The following is a 15,804-nucleotide window of genomic DNA, read 5'->3' as shown; positions in this document are numbered from 1 at the left end:
ATTTGACTTATGTGACTCATTTGACCGCTTTCATCGCTACCAACCGGGTGTCTGCTGTAAGGCCGGATCTTTTATCAATTCATCCTGCATGATCGGGAAGAAATAATGCGTAGGCGCTACGAACACCCAGGTGGAAACATAAAACCGCTGCATGCTGTATTTTTTTCCACCGATCACTATTTTCCCATTTGGGTCTTCAACCGGTTTCATCCCATTTACCATGCGCTGGCATTTGGGATATGGCCAGAATTTCTGGGAGCGGGTATCATTATCACCACCGGCGGCCTGCCAGGCCTGCTCCCTGGCCAATTCCCTCGCGCTGCTGGGTTCTAAATATAAACGGGCCGTGAACCAGCGTTTGTTCTCATAGAAGAATTCCACCCGCCGTTCCCGTTGAATGTATTCATTGGTTTTTTCTTTATCACCTTTTACAGCCGGTGGCACCGGCGCCATAAACGACCGCTGCCGTATCGTATTCAGCATCGTCATGATCTCATCTGGTGAACCGCCGGTTTCATTCAGGGCTTCTGCATAGATCAGCATGATCTCCGGTAGTCTTATCAGCGGATAATGGATCTGGAAGCCTACGCCATTGCCAGGCCGGTAATCTTCGCGGTAAAACTTGCGCAGAAAATAACCGGTGGTCGTGGAATTGGTAGCGCCAATGCGGTCGGAGCCCGTTGCCATATTCTTTACAGAATTCCGGAACATAGCGCCATTGTAGATAACGTCGCGGTACAGCCGCGGATCGCGTTTAATGCCTTCGTAAGGGTTGGCGTCGTCGTAACCGTCGGCCACCGCCCGGGCATCGTACACCGGGTAACCATAGCCATCGGGCGCAATATATTCATACTCATCTACCTGTTCCTGCACGGGCTGTTGCCGGGAACCGCCGCCTTCCGATGGTGGATAATTGTCGCCCTGCCAGGCTTCCCATTTATCGTTCATCAGCATAAAAATACCTTCTGTTCTGAAGGCATTGAAGTCATAGAATAATTGGTACAAACGCGAATACACTTTATTGTTACTGCCCGAAACAAAATCATTCGGTCCATAATTCGTATACAAACCATAACGGAGCTGGCCGTTTTCCATTTTCAGGTCCAGTACGGCTTTGGCGGCGTCGCGGGCGGCTTCCCAGCGTTTATTATCCCGGGCGCTGTAGCTCGCTTTGCCGATGCGGTTATCGTTGGGCAGCACACCGCCGTTATAGAGTGGGGTAGCGGCCATCCATCGAACAATAGCCTGTAAGGCCAGGGCTGTTCCTTTTTCAACCCGCGCAAATTGCGGATCCGTTTGACTTACCGGCAAAAGGGCGATGGCCGAGTCACAATCTTTACTGATCTTGTCTACGACGGTATGAAAGGGTTCCTGCTTAATGGCCAGATCACCATTGGGATCGATCAGGTAATCGATATAGGGCACTTCGCCATACAACCTGGCGGCCAGGTAATGATAATAGGCCCGCATGAAATACGATTCACCCATCCGGATGTCAAGGTCGCCTTTGTTGAGTGGATTATCCGGCGTACCATAAGCTCTCACCCCGTGGAGGATCAAATTCGCAATGCGAAGGGTGGCGTAAATGTCGCCCCATTTAAAGCCGCTGCCTGGTTGATCACTGGGATTCCAGCCTCCCGTATTATAGGTACGTGACTGGCCATTTTCAACCGTTGATCCCCGGCATTCATCGGTGATGGCGCTGAGTGAAAAATGTTGCAGGAAGGCCAATCCACGCGAACGGGATTTAAGATCGCTGTAGAGATCGGTGACCAGCTTGTTCACTTTTTCATAATCGGCAAATACCTGCTGTTCGGTCATCTGGTCGTCGGGTTTACGATCGAGGAAGTCTTTTTTGCAGGCAGCTATGGAAATTATAAGGACGATATATATAAATAAAGTTGCTTTTTTCATAATAGATGAGTTATTGGTTACCGGTTACCAGTCGCCAGTTACCGGTAACCGGCGACCGGTAACCGGTGACTGTTTTACAATGTAATATCAAGCCCGAAATTCACCACTTTCATGATCGGGTACCAGTTGCCATTGGCATCGTTGGTTTCGGGGTCAACATCAACTGTTTTCAGGTTGTCGAAGGTTACCATGTTCATGCCCTGAATGTATACCCGGGTCCTTTGCAGTCCTGCCCGCTTCATCCACCGGGTAGGCAGGTAGTAGCCTACTTCAAAATTCTTTAAGCGCAGGTATTGGGCATTGTACAGGAACAGGCTGCTGTTGTATTGTTTGTTGTTGTCGTATTTGCCATAATGCAGGGCCGGGTATTTGGCGCTTGCAGCGGTTTCGGGCGTCCAGCGTTGCAGGTGCATGGGTTTTACCTTGCCCACTTCATCGTTCTGGTAAATCGGAAAATCATAGGTGGCTGGTCCGCCCAGTAACAGTGAAGTATGGGTAGCGCCCTGGAACAGGATGCTCAGATCGAATGACTTAAAGCGGAAGCTCATGGGAATCCCAAACTGAATTTCAGGTACCCGCGGATAACCTCTGGCTACCCGGTCATTGAGATCAGTGATCTGACCGTCGCCATCAATATCAACATACTTTACATCACCCGGTAACACTGTACCCCATTTTTGAAAGCCGGTACCATTATTCATTTGATTCAGGTCATCGGCTTCTTTCTGGCTGTTGATAAATCCATCGAACAGGTAAACAAATGGTTGTCCAACGGGCCGGCCTGTACGATATTGCCAGGAGTAATCTCTATTCACTTCGCGCTGGTATTTGATCTTGTTGCGGGCAAAGGAGAAGTTTGGCCGTATAGAATACGTGAAGTGGCTGCCGATCTTGTCGCTCCAGCTGATCTCAAAATCAATGCCCTTGTTGTCTACAATGCCTACGTTCAGGAGCGGAGCGCTGGTGCCTACGAGGGAAGGAAATCCCTGTTTATCGGCCCCGCTGAGATCGGTTATGATATCGTAGCGGTGTTCCTGGAACAGATCAACCGTAATGGTAAGTCTTCTGCTTAAAAATTCCAGGTCGATACCCAGGTTGATCTTTCTGGCCTTTTCCCAGGTAAGTATCGGGTTCGCGAGGCGGCCCGGACGAATACCGCCGGGGTTATTATTGTTTTGCGTGCCGAAATTATAGGAGTCGCCGGAGTTATTGTAAAACTGCAGGTAACCGAAGCGGTTATCACTGGGGTTTGACCCGGCCTGGTCATTGCCTACCAGTCCGACAGAACCTCTTATCTTTAAGAGGTCTAACCAGTTTTGCGTAGCCTGCATGAAACTTTCATTGCTCACTACCCAGCCTACAGAGCCTGCCGGAAATTTGCCATAGCGGCGGCCGGGGCCAAAGTTTTCCGAACCATTGTAGCCCATATTGAACTCGAGCAGATAACGCTGGTCGTAATTATAGGTGAGGCGGCCGGAAATTCCCTGGTAACAAAAAGGCACTTCGTTATTTTTTATTCTGATCGAACGGTTCGCCAGGATCAATCCCGATACATTGTGTTTGCCGAATGTTCTCAGGTAATCGAGTTTAAGCTGGTAATAGGTTCGGCCAATTTCATCGTCGCGCGAATAGGTATTGCCTAAAGTATTATCAGTGGAACGGCGCGGGGTGCTGTATGCTCCGGTATAATGACCACCTTTCATATACACATCTACACCATCTGTTGGATAAAAAGTTGCATAACCGGGATATACGCGGTAGCCTTGCGACTCGGTGGGTACAGAGCGTGTTACCCAGTAGCCACCCTGCCGGTCATAAGAGAACATGCCTTCGAACTTCAATCCTTTGGTGAGCGCGTCCAGTTTATACCCCATAATAAAAGTTCCATCAAGGTAATTGACGCGTTGATTGAGGTAACCGGTTTTTGACAATTCGCCCAGCATATTGAACCGGTAGGTTTGGGTGCCGAACAACATGCCATTGGGAAAATTCACATTGTAAGCTGCATTCGCAGGATGGTTGTTGCTCTCCAGCACGATGGGGTAGTGAGGAGGCTGGGTATTGGCGATTTCAATGACCCGGTTAGCGGTAGTACCTGGTGCATTGCGGTCGGTTAAGCGGGCGCCGAGGATGAGGGTGGCGTATAAAGAGGGCGTAATATCAACGTCGATATTCGACCGGAAATTATACCGCTTGAAAATGGCCTGGGTCTTATACGGGTCATTTATGGTTTGCCGGTAATTCCCGTTCTGTTGAAAATAATTACCCATGATAAAATACCGGGCTTTATTGCTTCCGCCCTGGATGGTTAAGCTATAATCCTGTTGAAAGCCGGGTTTGAATGCATAGTCGAAATAATCGATGTTATAGCCCAGGCCATCGGAATTGTCGCCTTTAGCCTTCCTGTAATTTTCGATCTGTTCTTCTGTGAACAGGTTCAGGTTGCCCGGAGAAACCCCGGGGTTATCATTGATCTTGGCTTCATTATAGAGCATGGCGTAATCGGCCGAGCCCAGGTATTCAGGAAAATGGATCGGGGTATTTATACCGTCGGATACTTTAAAGTTCAGGGATGCTTTTTCCGAGGCCTTTCCTCTTTTGGTTGAAATGACAATGACGCCATTTGCGCCGCGTACGCCAAATACAGCCGTAGCGGATGCGTCTTTAAGGATCGTGAAGCTTTCAATTTCGTCGGCGCTCAGGTAATTCAATGATCGCTCAACACCGTCTACAATTACGATGGGCCGGGCATTGCCATAAGTGCCGATACCCCGGATATAGATGTCGCTGATGTCTACCCCAGGTTCGCCGCCGGCAAACTGGTTAACGTTCAGGCCGGGCAATCTGCCGGCCAGGGCATTGGTTAAATTGGCGGTTGGACTTTGCTGCAGTTCACGGGAGGAGATGGCAGCTACAGCACCGGTGACCGTCATCTTTTTTTGTGTACCATAACCTACTATCACTACATCTTTTAAATTCTGGGCATCTTCTTTTAGGGAAACGGCCAGTGTCGTACGTCCCTGCAGGGCAATTTCTTGGGACTGAAAGCCGATAAAGGAAAATACGATGGTGGCCTCCGCGTAAGGAACTTGTAAAGAGAACCGCCCTTCGGGGTCGGTTGTGGTACCGGTAGAGGCGCCACGTACCATCACCGATACGCCAGGCAAGGGCGTGCCTTTGTCGCTGAGTACCTGTCCGCTCACGGTAATGGGTGGGGGCGCTTCGTGATAAAAGACCTGTTCAACTGTTTTTTTCGGACTGGCCGGCGAGTTGTAAAGCAAGATCTGTTTATCGTCTATGACGCTGAACAGAATGCCTACCGGTGAGAGTACATTGGTAAAAAGCTCAGCGAGTTTCCTGTTAACCAGCCGGCAGGAAATTTTTTTGTTCAGGTTAATGATGTCGCTGCTGTAAATAAATGATACGCCCGTTTGCCGTTGTATTTCTTTAAGTACTTTTTTTACTTCAACCTGTTCTATGCTGAGGTTGATCTTTTTGTCGAGCACATTTTGTGCATGGGCCTGTACTGTATTGCTGCAGGTAATGATGAAGATCAGTTGCCACAAAAGGAGGCGTGCAACGATCCCGAATTGCAATCGTTCTTTTCTCATAGTGAAGATTTTTTTCAATCAGTAAATAGGTTCGCAGTTTTGGTTTTACATAACAATAGGAGGGCCTGTCCGCATTATGCAGCGCAACACATACCACGGGTGGCCCGGTGTTTTCGGTTCAACAGATTTTAAGTGATGAAATAACAGGTGCTATTGATCGCCTGCTCTGGTTTCTTTTATAATTATTTGTGTGCCGTTTATCTCGTAGTAGGTTTGTGTTGACCTACAGATATATTCCAACTGGGTGAAGAGGCTATACGATGAAAGGTTTCCGGTAAAATGACGCCTGCCCAAAGATTCGTTTTCTATGGTTATCAAAATGCCATATGCATCGCTCAGGGTTTCTACCAACTGCTGTAAAGGCGTTTCTTCGAATACAAACGGTTCTTTCACTGGCTGGCTGCCGGTAACCGGTTGTGGTTTTCTATTTGACAGGGGTTGGGGATCGGCAACCAGACCGGTGATCATTTGATCGGAAACAGCATTGAAAGTTAGTTTTTTGTTTGGGGTGAGCACTATACCTGCACTGCTGTCCTGGCCGGTTCGGTTTTCACTTGGCTGCTGTTTATACACCATCACTTTTCCTGTAACGACTGCCACTTCTATTTTCCGGTCGCTAATATGTTGTGTGATATGAAAGCTGGTGCCCAGCACTTCTGTGGTTAATGCATCGTTCAGGTGCACCTTGAAATGTTTCCTTTCATCATGGTGCACATTGAAAAAAGCGCTGCCCTGCAAATAGATCTCGCGGGTTGTTCCCGTAAACACCGTTGGAAAATACACGATGGCGCCGGGTTGCAGCGTGATGAGGGTACTGTCTGCCAGTTGCACCAGCCGTTGCTGCCTGGTTGTATTGAGCGCGCTGTCGTACCCCGCCTGCCGGGCGATCAGGGCCAGCGGAAGGTTTTTAACGGGTTGTTGCCGGTAGAACAGGATGGCTGTAGCGATCAGGAGCAGGATGGCGGCTGCAGCGGCGATGCGATACCACATGCGCGTGGTGATTGGTTGGCGGCTCACCGGCGCCGGCTGCTCCTGCACATTGGCGCGGATCTTGTTCCAGAGCCGCGCTTCGATCAGTGATCTGTCGGCCTCTGATAGATGCAGGTTGCTGTTCCGGATCAAGGTTTCATACCATTCCAGTACAAGCTTTTCTTCTGCTGAACTGCACTTGCCTGCAAGGTATTTTTGTAATAGGTCATCAAAGTTCGACTGGCTCAATAACGGTGTTTATTATATGACGTAGTTTTGAAGGTGATCCCTAAAATATTGTGAAAGATTTTTTTGAAGAGAGCGGTGAATGGTGAATGGTCAATGGTGAATTGCCAACTGCCCACTGCCCACTGCATGGTCAATGGTGAATGGTCAATGGTGAATTGCCAATGGTGAATTGCCAACTGCTACCTGCCAACTGCCAGTGACCTACAACAATGTAAAGTAAGTGTTCAGGTAATTCCGTAAATGCTGGCGAAGCAGTTTGAGTGATTTAGTGATGTGGTATTCAACGGCTTTTTCGGTGAGTTGCATATGACCGGCAATTTCCTTTACCGATTTATGTTCATAGCGGCTCAGTTTAAAAATGGTTTGCGTTTTCTCGGGCAGTTCGTGCAGGTGGTTTTCGATCAGTACCAGGAGTTGCTCCTGTTCAAGTTCCTCCGCCATACTGGCTGTGGCGGCACCGGGTTGATAATTTTCCAGGAACTTATTTTTCACCGCCTGCTGGCGGTGAAAATCTATGACCATATTTCTCAGCGATACCGTGAGAAAGGCGCCCCAGTTCTTTACCTGTAAAGTGGCGCGGTTACGCCATATTTTTTCAAAGAGGTTTTGAACCAGTTCTTCGGCATCGGGGCCAGAACCGGTGTATTTAAAAGCCACACAATATAATTGGTACCAGTATTCTTTATACAAAAGTTCAAATGCAGCCATGCCATCCCGTTGGAGGCACAATTCATTTCCGCTATGTGAGGAAGCGCTGGCAAACATACTGTAGGAGGAAAGGGTTTACTTCTAATTTACTTTGAAAGTATGTGTTTTTTGCCAGATAAAAAACGATTTTGCAGAAATAAATTAGGGCTTTTTCATGGGCATGCTGCTGTTCCCGATATCGCGGTAGATCTTCCAGGTGCCGTTTTCGGGCTTCCATACCACTACGTATTTGCCTTTGTCGATTGTTTTATTGTTAGCACCGATCATTTCATAGGTTCCGGTTTCGGCCAGCACTTCGGCACTGCCCACCACATCCTGGGTAGTGATCTTCAGGTCTTTCATGCCCATTCTGATGGCGCTACCCCAGGCCGAAACAATGTCTTTCCCTTTAAAAGGTTCAGCGTTGTTGAACATCAACCATCCATCAGATGCATAATGCGCCGCCAGGGCGTTTGAGTCGCCTCTTCGTGCTTCTTCCATAAATTTCGCATTATCATTTTCGATGGCTGCTCTGGCTTTTGATAGATCAAATGCGGCGGCGGAGTCGTTCCTGGTATTGTTAGCCGTATTATCCGTGTTGCCCGTATTATCGGTGGCAGCATTTTCGCAGGCAGCGAGTAACAGCAGGCCCAGTATGGCGAGCGAGCAATATTTTTTCATGTTGGTATTTTGTACTAAGGTAAACGCTTTGGCGCCAAAAGTTGATCGCAGAAAAACAATTTTGATATATGTCAATTCACGCTGCTCTTCTATTAATACAACACTAACACATAAGTGAAAACATGATCATTATCAATTTTATTGATGTACTTCGAATATATAATTATCCTAATTTTAAAAAACCATTTTTTCACCATTAAACTACGTCTCATGGAGGGTTATATTGGTCAAGTCGTTTTATTTGCCGGTAACTTTGCTCCCCGCGGTTGGGCGTTCTGCCAGGGCCAGCTTTTATCAATCGCACAAAACACGGCGTTATTCTCTATTCTTGGAACAACTTATGGTGGTAACGGTCAAACTACATTTGGATTGCCGGACCTTCGTGGTAGGGTGCCAGTTGGAACCGGAGCTGGGCCAGGATTGAGTACCTGGGATCTTGGGCAGGTGGAAGGTGTAGAGAATGTCAGTCTGACCGTTACACAAATGCCTGCACATAATCATCTTGTTGAGGTAAGCACGGGAGCTGCAGATACAGGTACTGCCAGTAATAATTTTCTCGCCAATGCAAATGCGCAGTTTGGCGCTGACGAAATACCTGTAAATACATATAATGGAGCGCCAGGCGGTACATTGGCTGCTAATAGCATAGCTATTACCGGTGGCAGCCAACCACACGTAAACATTCAGCCTTCGCTCGGTATGAATTACATTATTTGCACACAAGGTATCTTCCCTTCAAGGAATTAAGGAACTGCTGATTAGGCCTGTAATAATTTATGAGAACAGGCATTGTTTCAAACTCAACACTTTGTTTGCCGCTTTTGAACTACCTGAGATCTGCAGGAGAAGATCTTATTGTCTATTCTGCAGAACCGGCGGTTTATGATAAAGGCGCTGTTGCTGCTTTTTGTGCAGGAGCAGGTATTACCTGTATGCACGAGAAAAGCAGCGGACAGTCTGTATACGATTGGGCAGCAGCAGAGGAACCCGACATTGTATTTGTTATTGGCTATGACCGCATCATCCGCACAAACCGGTTAGCCACAGTCATGCCCCATATTTATAATGTGCATTTTGGCCATTTGCCGGAGTACAGGGGACCTAACCCTGTATTCTGGCAATTAAAAAACAGCGCTCCGACACTGGCGATTACCATCCATCGCATTAATGAGCGGCTCGATGCTGGCCCCATAGCATGGACAAAAGAATATGCAAACGAAGCTTTTTTCAGTTACGGCTATGTGCATCAGCTGATGAGTTATTATCTGGTGGAAGGGGTTAATCACCTGCTTCAATTGAAAAAGCAGGCCCAGCCAATACCTGTTAAGGAGCAGGATGAACGAAGATCGGCCTATTTTAAACGGCCAAAAATCCAGGAAGTTTGCATTAGCTGGCCAACCATGAGCGCAACAGCGATCTGCAACCTGGTAAGAGCCTGCAATCCCTGGAACAATGGCGCCATCAGTTTTTACAATGGTTTTGAAGTGCGGATCTCTGACGCAGAGCCGGTTGATCATCCAGCCATTGCACATCGTGTTCCCGATCCTATCGCTAATGGAAGATCCGGCAATGACGTTCACCTTGCCGGGACGATCCTCGATACTTCCCCGTCGCTAATGGTCGCATGTAATAATAATGAAGCGATCAACATTCACACCCTGATAGTTAATGGCATTCTCATGCCTGGCCGTTTTGCAGCGAATTATGGCTTTATAAAAGGCCAACTATTTAGTAATATCTAAAACATCCCGTTTTATGATAAAAAAGTTACACTTCGCTTACATTGTAGGCGTATGGGGGTTGTTCTTATTATCCCATAATGCTACGCTGGCCCAGGGCACCACATTAACGGCCGGGGATATCGTTGTCCTGGGTTTTAATGCAGATGAAACAGGGCCCAACCAACGTTGGGCATTCATGACGATGGTAGATCTGGCGGCTAACACAAAGATCAATTTTACCGATGCCGGGTATGATGGCACTACCGGTGCCTTCAGGGTTGCAACTGCCAATGAGGGTCACATGCAATGGACTACTCCTTCAATGATTCTGCGGGGAACTATTATTTATGCCACAAATACTATGATAAATGGATCAACGGCCAATGTGAGCGGACAGGTGGGCGGTACGTCGGCTTATCTAAGCCCTGGCGGCGATCAGATCATTGTATACCAGGGTACGCTGGGTACTGCTGCCGGTGCTACCTTTATATATGCGATGAATACCGGGCAATCCGGTTCCTATCCGACAGATGGCAGCTGGATGACGTCAGGAAGTACGATTGCCGATTATCTCTCCTGGTTACCGCCAGGTTTGAACAGCAGTACTACGGCCACTTTAACCTCGAATATGCTGAATACTGCGGATGGTACCGGCACTTTGGGCTCTCCCAACTATGGTTTCGATAATATGTATTATGGAGGTACTACCACGGGTTCAAAAGCAACATTGCTCACAGCCCTGTCGAACCCTGCCAATTGGGTGGGTAGTGATGCGACAGTTTTTAATCTTTCCAGCGGCGGTGTTTTCCCTTCTACCTTCACCATACTGCCGGTTACTTTGTCGCATTTTGATGCACAATTGCAGGCTGGTGAAACCGTTCAGCTTCGTTGGGAAACTTTACTGGAAGACAATAACGATCATTTTACCATTGAACGAAGCCCTGATGGCATTCATTATACGGTGATTGCCACTCTGCCCGGCAAGAGTGATCATAACAGTCCAACAAATTATACCTATACAGATCATAGCCCGGAACAGGGAAATAATTTTTACCGGTTAAGTCAAACCGACCTGGATGGTAAACGCAGCATCCTGGGCGTGCGCGAAGTGAGTATACAAAACATCTCCCTGCGTTTAGGACCTAATCCCGCTGTTCAATTTATTGATGTGGCTTTTAACCGGGGCGACTGGACTGAAATAAAATTGTATAACAGTGCCGATCAGCTGCTGCAAAAATTGTCATTACGCGAAAGCGCTAGCCGTATCCGGATCAGTTTACAAAACTATCGGCCTGGTACTTATTTTCTGGCCTTCATTGGCAGCAATGGCAAAGCGCATACCGTGCGAAGGTTTTTGAAAAGGGAGTGAGGTTAATTTGCTAATGTGCTAATTGACTAATGTGCTAATTCCAACCCGGGCGTTGACAAGCAGCTGTAATTCGATAGAGTGATAATGAAAGAGCTGGCCATGGTATCTGTACTAAGATTTAGATAAACGTTGACCATAAGCAAGTTCCCTGAAACCGATTGCCAACTGCCTACTGCGAACTGCCAACTGCGAACTGCGAACCAGCCCCAATCGACCACCCGCATTTTCCCGGATAAATTTTTTATTTAATAAAAAAAATTTAACTTAACAGTATAAATAGCTCTTAAAACAATTACCATGGATACGGTAAAAGATATACTGCAGATCAAAGGACACGTAGTATATACGGTTAATCCGGAGAGCTCCGTGTACGAAGCGCTGGAAACCTTAGAGTCGAAAAATCTCGGTTCACTGGTTGTACTGGAAGAAAATGGTAAACTGGATGGCATTTTTACAGAACGTGACTACGCCCGCAAAGTAATATTAAAAGGAAGATCCTCAAAAGAGACCAGGGTACGGGACATCATGACCGAAAGCCCGGTGTTTGTTACTCCTGATTCAAAGATCGAATACTGCATGCAATTAATGACTGATAAACATATCCGTCATTTGCCTGTACTGGAAGACAATGAATTAATTGGACTCGTTTCTATCGGTGACCTGGTCAAATACATCATCGATCAGAAGGATTTCATTATTCAGAACCTCGAACATTATATTACCAGTTAAGCAACCAACCTGATCGTACTTACATTGTGGTGTTTGGCCTCAGCCTTTCGATTTGATCATCTGAAGGATGTTCATGCAGCTGCATGAATGCCCCTCACGACAGCACTATGTTATGCCAGGAAATGAAATCCATAGTAATCCATTATGGCCAATGCTATTGTACGCAGGATTGGTGGTCTTTCTGCTCGCTGCCATTCTGTTACTGTCTTACCTGTTAGGTCAACATCACCACGACCGTGCTACCAATAAGCCATACGAAGGAGGTATAGAACAAACTGGTTCTGCACGACTTCGCTTTTCTGCCCAGTTTTACCTCGTTGCCATGTTGTTCGTGATCTTCGATGTGGAAGCCGTGTTCATCATCTTATGGGCATTGGGCTTTTACGAACTCGGCTGGCCGGGCTACATCGGCGTTGCCATCTTCATCGCCCAGCTGGTAGTGGTATTGATTTACGAGTGGGGCATCGGCGCCCTGGATATCGGGCTAAATGTTAAAAAAATCATGAAAAAATATAAGCAGTTGACGAGTTCATAAGTAAATGAGTCGATATAGTTGATAAAGTGAATAGAGGAATGTGATATGATTAGCATGTAACAAGTTAAGTGCATTCTGAGTGGCAGCATCCTTCCTGGCCGGGCGCTGAAACTGCCAACTGCAAACTGAAAATGGTAAATTATGAAGTGGTGGTTAAGCAAAGCAAATAATCCAACCGGCAGCTATGCCGGGAACGGCAGTATGGAAGAGGCCGTGCGGCAAAGTATTATGCTCACCTCCGTGCAAAGCCTGCTGGCCTGGGGACGGAAAAATTCTATGTGGCCTTTCCACTTTGGCTTAAGCTGTTGCTTCGTAGAAATGGCTACCAGTATCACCAGCAAGTATGATGTGGCGCGCTTTGGCGCCGAAGTCATCCGCGGTACGCCCCGCGAAGCCGATGTTATGGTGATAGCCGGAACCGTATTCATTAAAATGGTGCCCATCATTAAACGTTTACACGAACAAATGATGGAACCCCGCTGGGTGATCTCCATGGGCAGTTGTGCCAATAGCGGTGGTATGTACGATATATACAGCGTCGTACAGGGCGTAGATAAATTCCTGCCCGTTGATGTATATGTGCCCGGTTGCCCGCCCCGGCCTGATGCCTTTATGCAGGGCCTGGTATTGCTGGCCGATTCCGTTGGAAAAGAGAAAAGGCCTTTAAGCTGGGTCATCGGTGAACAGGGCATTATTAAACCAACGATGACGGCTATGAAAGAAGTGAAACGGGAAGAGAGAATGAGCAGGGTGAATTTTAAGGGAGTGGACGAAATTTAAAGAGTTTGTTGTTTGTGGTTTGTTGTTTATGGTTCTTTCTGTGCAGCTGGCCGCTTTTTGTCGGACGGCCACCTATGTGAAAACATAAACTAAAAACAATAAACCAGAAACTGGAATTTTAAAGAGTTTGTTGTTTGTGGTTTGTAAAAAACTATAAACCATAAACCAAAAACAATAAACCAGAAACTGTATTTATGGACGATGCCGATTCCATATTGCAACGATTGCAGCAACAGCTGGGCGTGGAAGCTTTATACCAGCAGCAAACGGTTGATGATATACTCACCCTGTGGGTATCGAAGGAGCGGATTATACCTGCCATTCAGTTCCTGAAGACAGAACTGCCCCGTCCATTCAAAATGCTGTATGATCTGTTCGGGATCGACGAAAGGAACAGGAACCGGTACAACGGCCTGCCGATGGCTGATTTTACGGTGGTGTACGTCTTATTCTCCTTTGATCGCAATTGTTTCATTAAACTCAAAGTGGCCCTGCGGGGTGAATACCCTTCCATAAATTCCATTACTTCCATTTTCAAAAATGCCAACTGGTACGAACGCGAGGTGTACGATATGTTCGGCATCCGCTTCGAGGGGCACCCGCACCTGACCCGCATCCTGATGCCGCTTACCTGGGAAGGACATCCTTTGCGCAAGGAACATCCGGCAAGGGCAACCGAATTAGGCCCTTTTAAGTTAGAAGATGAATACCAGGACCGCCAGCAGGAAGCACTCCGCTTTAAACCCGAAGACTGGGGATTGCTGGAACATGGAGATGACGCCGATTTTATGTTCCTGAACATTGGGCCCCAACACCCCGGCACCCATGGTGTACTGCGCATCATTTTACAGTTGAATGGCGAAGACATTGTTGACGCCGTGCCGGAGATCGGCTTTCACCACCGCGGCGCCGAAAAAATGGCCGAGCGCCAAAGCTGGCATACCTACATCCCGTATACCGACCGCGTCGATTACCTCGGTGGCGTTATGAATAATCTCGCTTACCTGCTGGCGGTTGAAAAACTGGCGGGTATTGAATTGCCCGACAGGGCCCTGGTCATCCGCGTAATGCTCTGCGAATTGTTCCGCATTGCGAGTCACCTCGTTTGGTTTGGCACTTTTGCGCAGGACCTCGGACAATTGTCACCCGTGTTTTACATGTTCACCGATCGCGAAAAGATCTTCGATATCGTGGAAGCCATTTGCGGCGGCCGCATGCATCCCAACTGGTTCCGCATCGGTGGCGTGGCGCAGGACCTGCCCAATGGCTGGCAGCGGCTCGTACAGCATTTTGTTGACTACTTTCCGCCCAAGATCAAAGAGTATGAGAACATGGTCATCCGCAATAGTTTGTTCAAGGCCCGCACCAAAGGCATTGGCATTTATACCCTCGAAGAAGCGATCGAATGGGGTGTTACCGGTCCGGGCCTGAGAGCCTGCGGACTGGAATGGGATTGGCGTAAAAAGCAACCATACGGTGGCTATGAACGGTTCGAATTTGATATTCCGACTGCCCGGAATGGCGATTGCTTCGACCGCGCCCTGGTACGGGTAGAAGAAATGCGGCAAAGCCTGCGCATCGTTAAGCAGTGCCTCGAAAATATGCCGGCCGGAGATTATAAATCGAGCCATCCTTTGACCACACCGCCTTTGAAGAAATTCACCATGCAGGATATTGAAACGCTGATCACGCATTTTCTGAATGTGAGCTGGGGACCGGTGATCCCGGCAGGGGAAGCCATGAGCTGTATCGAAGCGACCAAAGGCGCCAACAGCTATTACTGTATCAGTGATGGCAGCACCGCGGCCTATCGTGTTCGCATCCGCACCCCGTCATTCCCCCATATGCAAATGGTGCCCTTTATCAGTAAAGGATATACGGTGGGTGACCTGTTAAGCATACTGGGCAGTATCGACTTTGTGCTGGCGGATATAGATCGTTAATAGCCCGGCCATATTCCCAGTCCCATTCGCCATTGACCACTGACGAAAAAAGCCTGAACTATTATAAATGATAACACAAAAAATAAATAAAGACAATGTAGCTACTTCCGGCAGCACCGCCCATTACACCACGGGTTTGCAGGAAGAACAGTACCTGACCGATCTGGAACGGCAGGCAATTGATCACGAAATTGCCCTGGTTCCCTATAAAAGCGCAGCCGTTATTGAAGCATTGAAAATTGTGCAGCATCACCGCCGCTGGATCAGCGATGAGAGCGTAAATGCCATTGCCGCTTACCTGCAAATGAGCCCGGCTGAAGTGGACAGTGTGGCCACTTTCTATAATCTCATTTTCCGCAAGCCGGTCGGCCGCCATGTGATCCTGGTATGCGATAGTATTTCCTGTTACGTGATGAAGTATGGCGACATCTACAAAGCCCTGCAGGAAAAGCTGCACATTAAATTTGGTGAAACCACCAGCGATCAATGTTATACTTTATTGCCGAACTGCTGCCTCGGTTGTTGCGACCATGCACCGGCATTGATGATCGATAATGATCTGTACAAAGACGTAACAATAGCTATGCTCGACCGCATTTTACAAAAATATACCTGA

13 protein-coding genes are annotated in these 15,804 nt (G+C 47.7%); 8 read left to right on the top strand and 5 right to left on the bottom strand.

Annotation, left to right across the window (positions count from 1 at the left end; genetic code table 11):
• Nucleotides 1–36 precede the first annotated feature (36 nt).
• The 5 genes from JT717_RS17755 to JT717_RS17735 form a co-directional block, all read right to left on the bottom strand.
• Nucleotides 37–1,914, bottom strand: coding sequence for a RagB/SusD family nutrient uptake outer membrane protein (locus JT717_RS17755; RefSeq protein WP_205512015.1), 1,878 nt, complete (start codon nt 1,912–1,914; stop codon nt 37–39).
• 74 nt (nt 1,915–1,988) lie between these two features.
• The gene (locus JT717_RS17750; protein ID WP_205512013.1) at nt 1,989–5,525 is read right to left on the bottom strand and encodes a SusC/RagA family TonB-linked outer membrane protein; all 3,537 of its coding nucleotides are present in this window, start codon (nt 5,523–5,525) and stop codon (nt 1,989–1,991) included.
• A 150-nt stretch (nt 5,526–5,675) separates the two neighbouring features.
• Nucleotides 5,676–6,743 (bottom strand): FecR family protein, encoded by a 1,068-nt coding sequence (locus JT717_RS17745; RefSeq protein ID WP_205512011.1) that lies wholly within the window; start codon nt 6,741–6,743, stop codon nt 5,676–5,678.
• 201 nt (nt 6,744–6,944) lie between these two features.
• Nucleotides 6,945–7,451: an RNA polymerase sigma-70 factor gene (locus tag JT717_RS17740; protein ID WP_205512010.1), complete on the bottom strand. Its 507-nt coding sequence runs from the start codon at nt 7,449–7,451 to the stop codon at nt 6,945–6,947.
• Nucleotides 7,452–7,592: 141 nt separating this feature from the next.
• Nucleotides 7,593–8,111 carry a YybH family protein gene (locus JT717_RS17735; RefSeq protein WP_205512007.1) on the bottom strand — a complete coding sequence of 173 codons (519 nt, stop codon included), beginning with the start codon at nt 8,109–8,111 and terminating at the stop codon, nt 7,593–7,595.
• A gap of 210 nt (nt 8,112–8,321) precedes the next feature.
• Here JT717_RS17735 and JT717_RS17730 point away from each other — a divergent pair, with 210 nt between their 5' ends.
• The 8 genes from JT717_RS17730 to nuoE all read left to right on the top strand — a co-directional run bounded on the left by JT717_RS17730 (nt 8,322) and on the right by nuoE (nt 15,804).
• Nucleotides 8,322–8,858: a phage tail protein gene (locus JT717_RS17730; protein WP_205512004.1), complete on the top strand. Its 537-nt coding sequence runs from the start codon at nt 8,322–8,324 to the stop codon at nt 8,856–8,858.
• Between the two features lie 29 nt (nt 8,859–8,887).
• Entirely contained in the window at nt 8,888–9,853 is a 966-nt protein-coding gene (locus tag JT717_RS17725; RefSeq protein ID WP_205512001.1) for a methionyl-tRNA formyltransferase, read from the top strand.
• A gap of 13 nt (nt 9,854–9,866) precedes the next feature.
• On the top strand, nt 9,867–11,201 hold the full coding sequence (locus tag JT717_RS17720) for a T9SS type A sorting domain-containing protein (RefSeq protein WP_205511998.1): 1,335 nt from the start codon (nt 9,867–9,869) through the stop codon (nt 11,199–11,201).
• A gap of 297 nt (nt 11,202–11,498) precedes the next feature.
• Complete coding sequence (locus tag JT717_RS17715) at nt 11,499–11,930, top strand: CBS domain-containing protein (protein WP_205511995.1); 432 nt, start codon at nt 11,499–11,501, stop codon at nt 11,928–11,930.
• A gap of 151 nt (nt 11,931–12,081) precedes the next feature.
• On the top strand, nt 12,082–12,465 hold the full coding sequence (locus tag JT717_RS17710; protein ID WP_240348193.1) for an NADH-quinone oxidoreductase subunit A: 384 nt from the start codon (nt 12,082–12,084) through the stop codon (nt 12,463–12,465).
• A gap of 141 nt (nt 12,466–12,606) precedes the next feature.
• Entirely contained in the window at nt 12,607–13,245 is a 639-nt protein-coding gene (locus tag JT717_RS17705) for an NADH-quinone oxidoreductase subunit B (protein ID WP_205511989.1), read from the top strand.
• A gap of 194 nt (nt 13,246–13,439) precedes the next feature.
• The gene (gene nuoC / locus JT717_RS17700; protein WP_205511986.1) at nt 13,440–15,188 is read left to right on the top strand and encodes an NADH-quinone oxidoreductase subunit C/D; all 1,749 of its coding nucleotides are present in this window, start codon (nt 13,440–13,442) and stop codon (nt 15,186–15,188) included.
• 67 nt (nt 15,189–15,255) lie between these two features.
• Nucleotides 15,256–15,804 (top strand): NADH-quinone oxidoreductase subunit NuoE, encoded by a 549-nt coding sequence (gene nuoE / locus JT717_RS17695; protein ID WP_205511984.1) that lies wholly within the window; start codon nt 15,256–15,258, stop codon nt 15,802–15,804.

Source organism: Longitalea arenae, from assembly GCF_016924755.1.
Taxonomy (GTDB): Bacteria; Bacteroidota; Bacteroidia; order Chitinophagales; family Chitinophagaceae; genus Niastella; species Niastella arenae.
The sequence above is the reverse complement of the archived record's forward strand: the minus strand, read 5'-3'. Positions and strand labels throughout refer to the sequence as shown.

Coding starts and splice junctions, on each gene's coding strand:
- JT717_RS17735 (WP_205512007.1), bottom strand. CDS start 8,111: ATGAAAAAATATTGCTCGCTCGCCATACTGGGCCTGCTGTTACTCGCT.
- JT717_RS17710 (WP_240348193.1), top strand. CDS start 12,082: ATGCTATTGTACGCAGGATTGGTGGTCTTTCTGCTCGCTGCCATTCTG.
- JT717_RS17730 (WP_205512004.1), top strand. CDS start 8,322: ATGGAGGGTTATATTGGTCAAGTCGTTTTATTTGCCGGTAACTTTGCT.
- JT717_RS17715 (WP_205511995.1), top strand. CDS start 11,499: ATGGATACGGTAAAAGATATACTGCAGATCAAAGGACACGTAGTATAT.
- nuoC (WP_205511986.1), top strand. CDS start 13,440: ATGGACGATGCCGATTCCATATTGCAACGATTGCAGCAACAGCTGGGC.
- nuoE (WP_205511984.1), top strand. CDS start 15,256: ATGATAACACAAAAAATAAATAAAGACAATGTAGCTACTTCCGGCAGC.
- JT717_RS17740 (WP_205512010.1), bottom strand. CDS start 7,451: ATGGCTGCATTTGAACTTTTGTATAAAGAATACTGGTACCAATTATAT.
- JT717_RS17705 (WP_205511989.1), top strand. CDS start 12,607: ATGAAGTGGTGGTTAAGCAAAGCAAATAATCCAACCGGCAGCTATGCC.
- JT717_RS17720 (WP_205511998.1), top strand. CDS start 9,867: ATGATAAAAAAGTTACACTTCGCTTACATTGTAGGCGTATGGGGGTTG.
- JT717_RS17750 (WP_205512013.1), bottom strand. CDS start 5,525: ATGAGAAAAGAACGATTGCAATTCGGGATCGTTGCACGCCTCCTTTTG.
- JT717_RS17725 (WP_205512001.1), top strand. CDS start 8,888: ATGAGAACAGGCATTGTTTCAAACTCAACACTTTGTTTGCCGCTTTTG.
- JT717_RS17755 (WP_205512015.1), bottom strand. CDS start 1,914: ATGAAAAAAGCAACTTTATTTATATATATCGTCCTTATAATTTCCATA.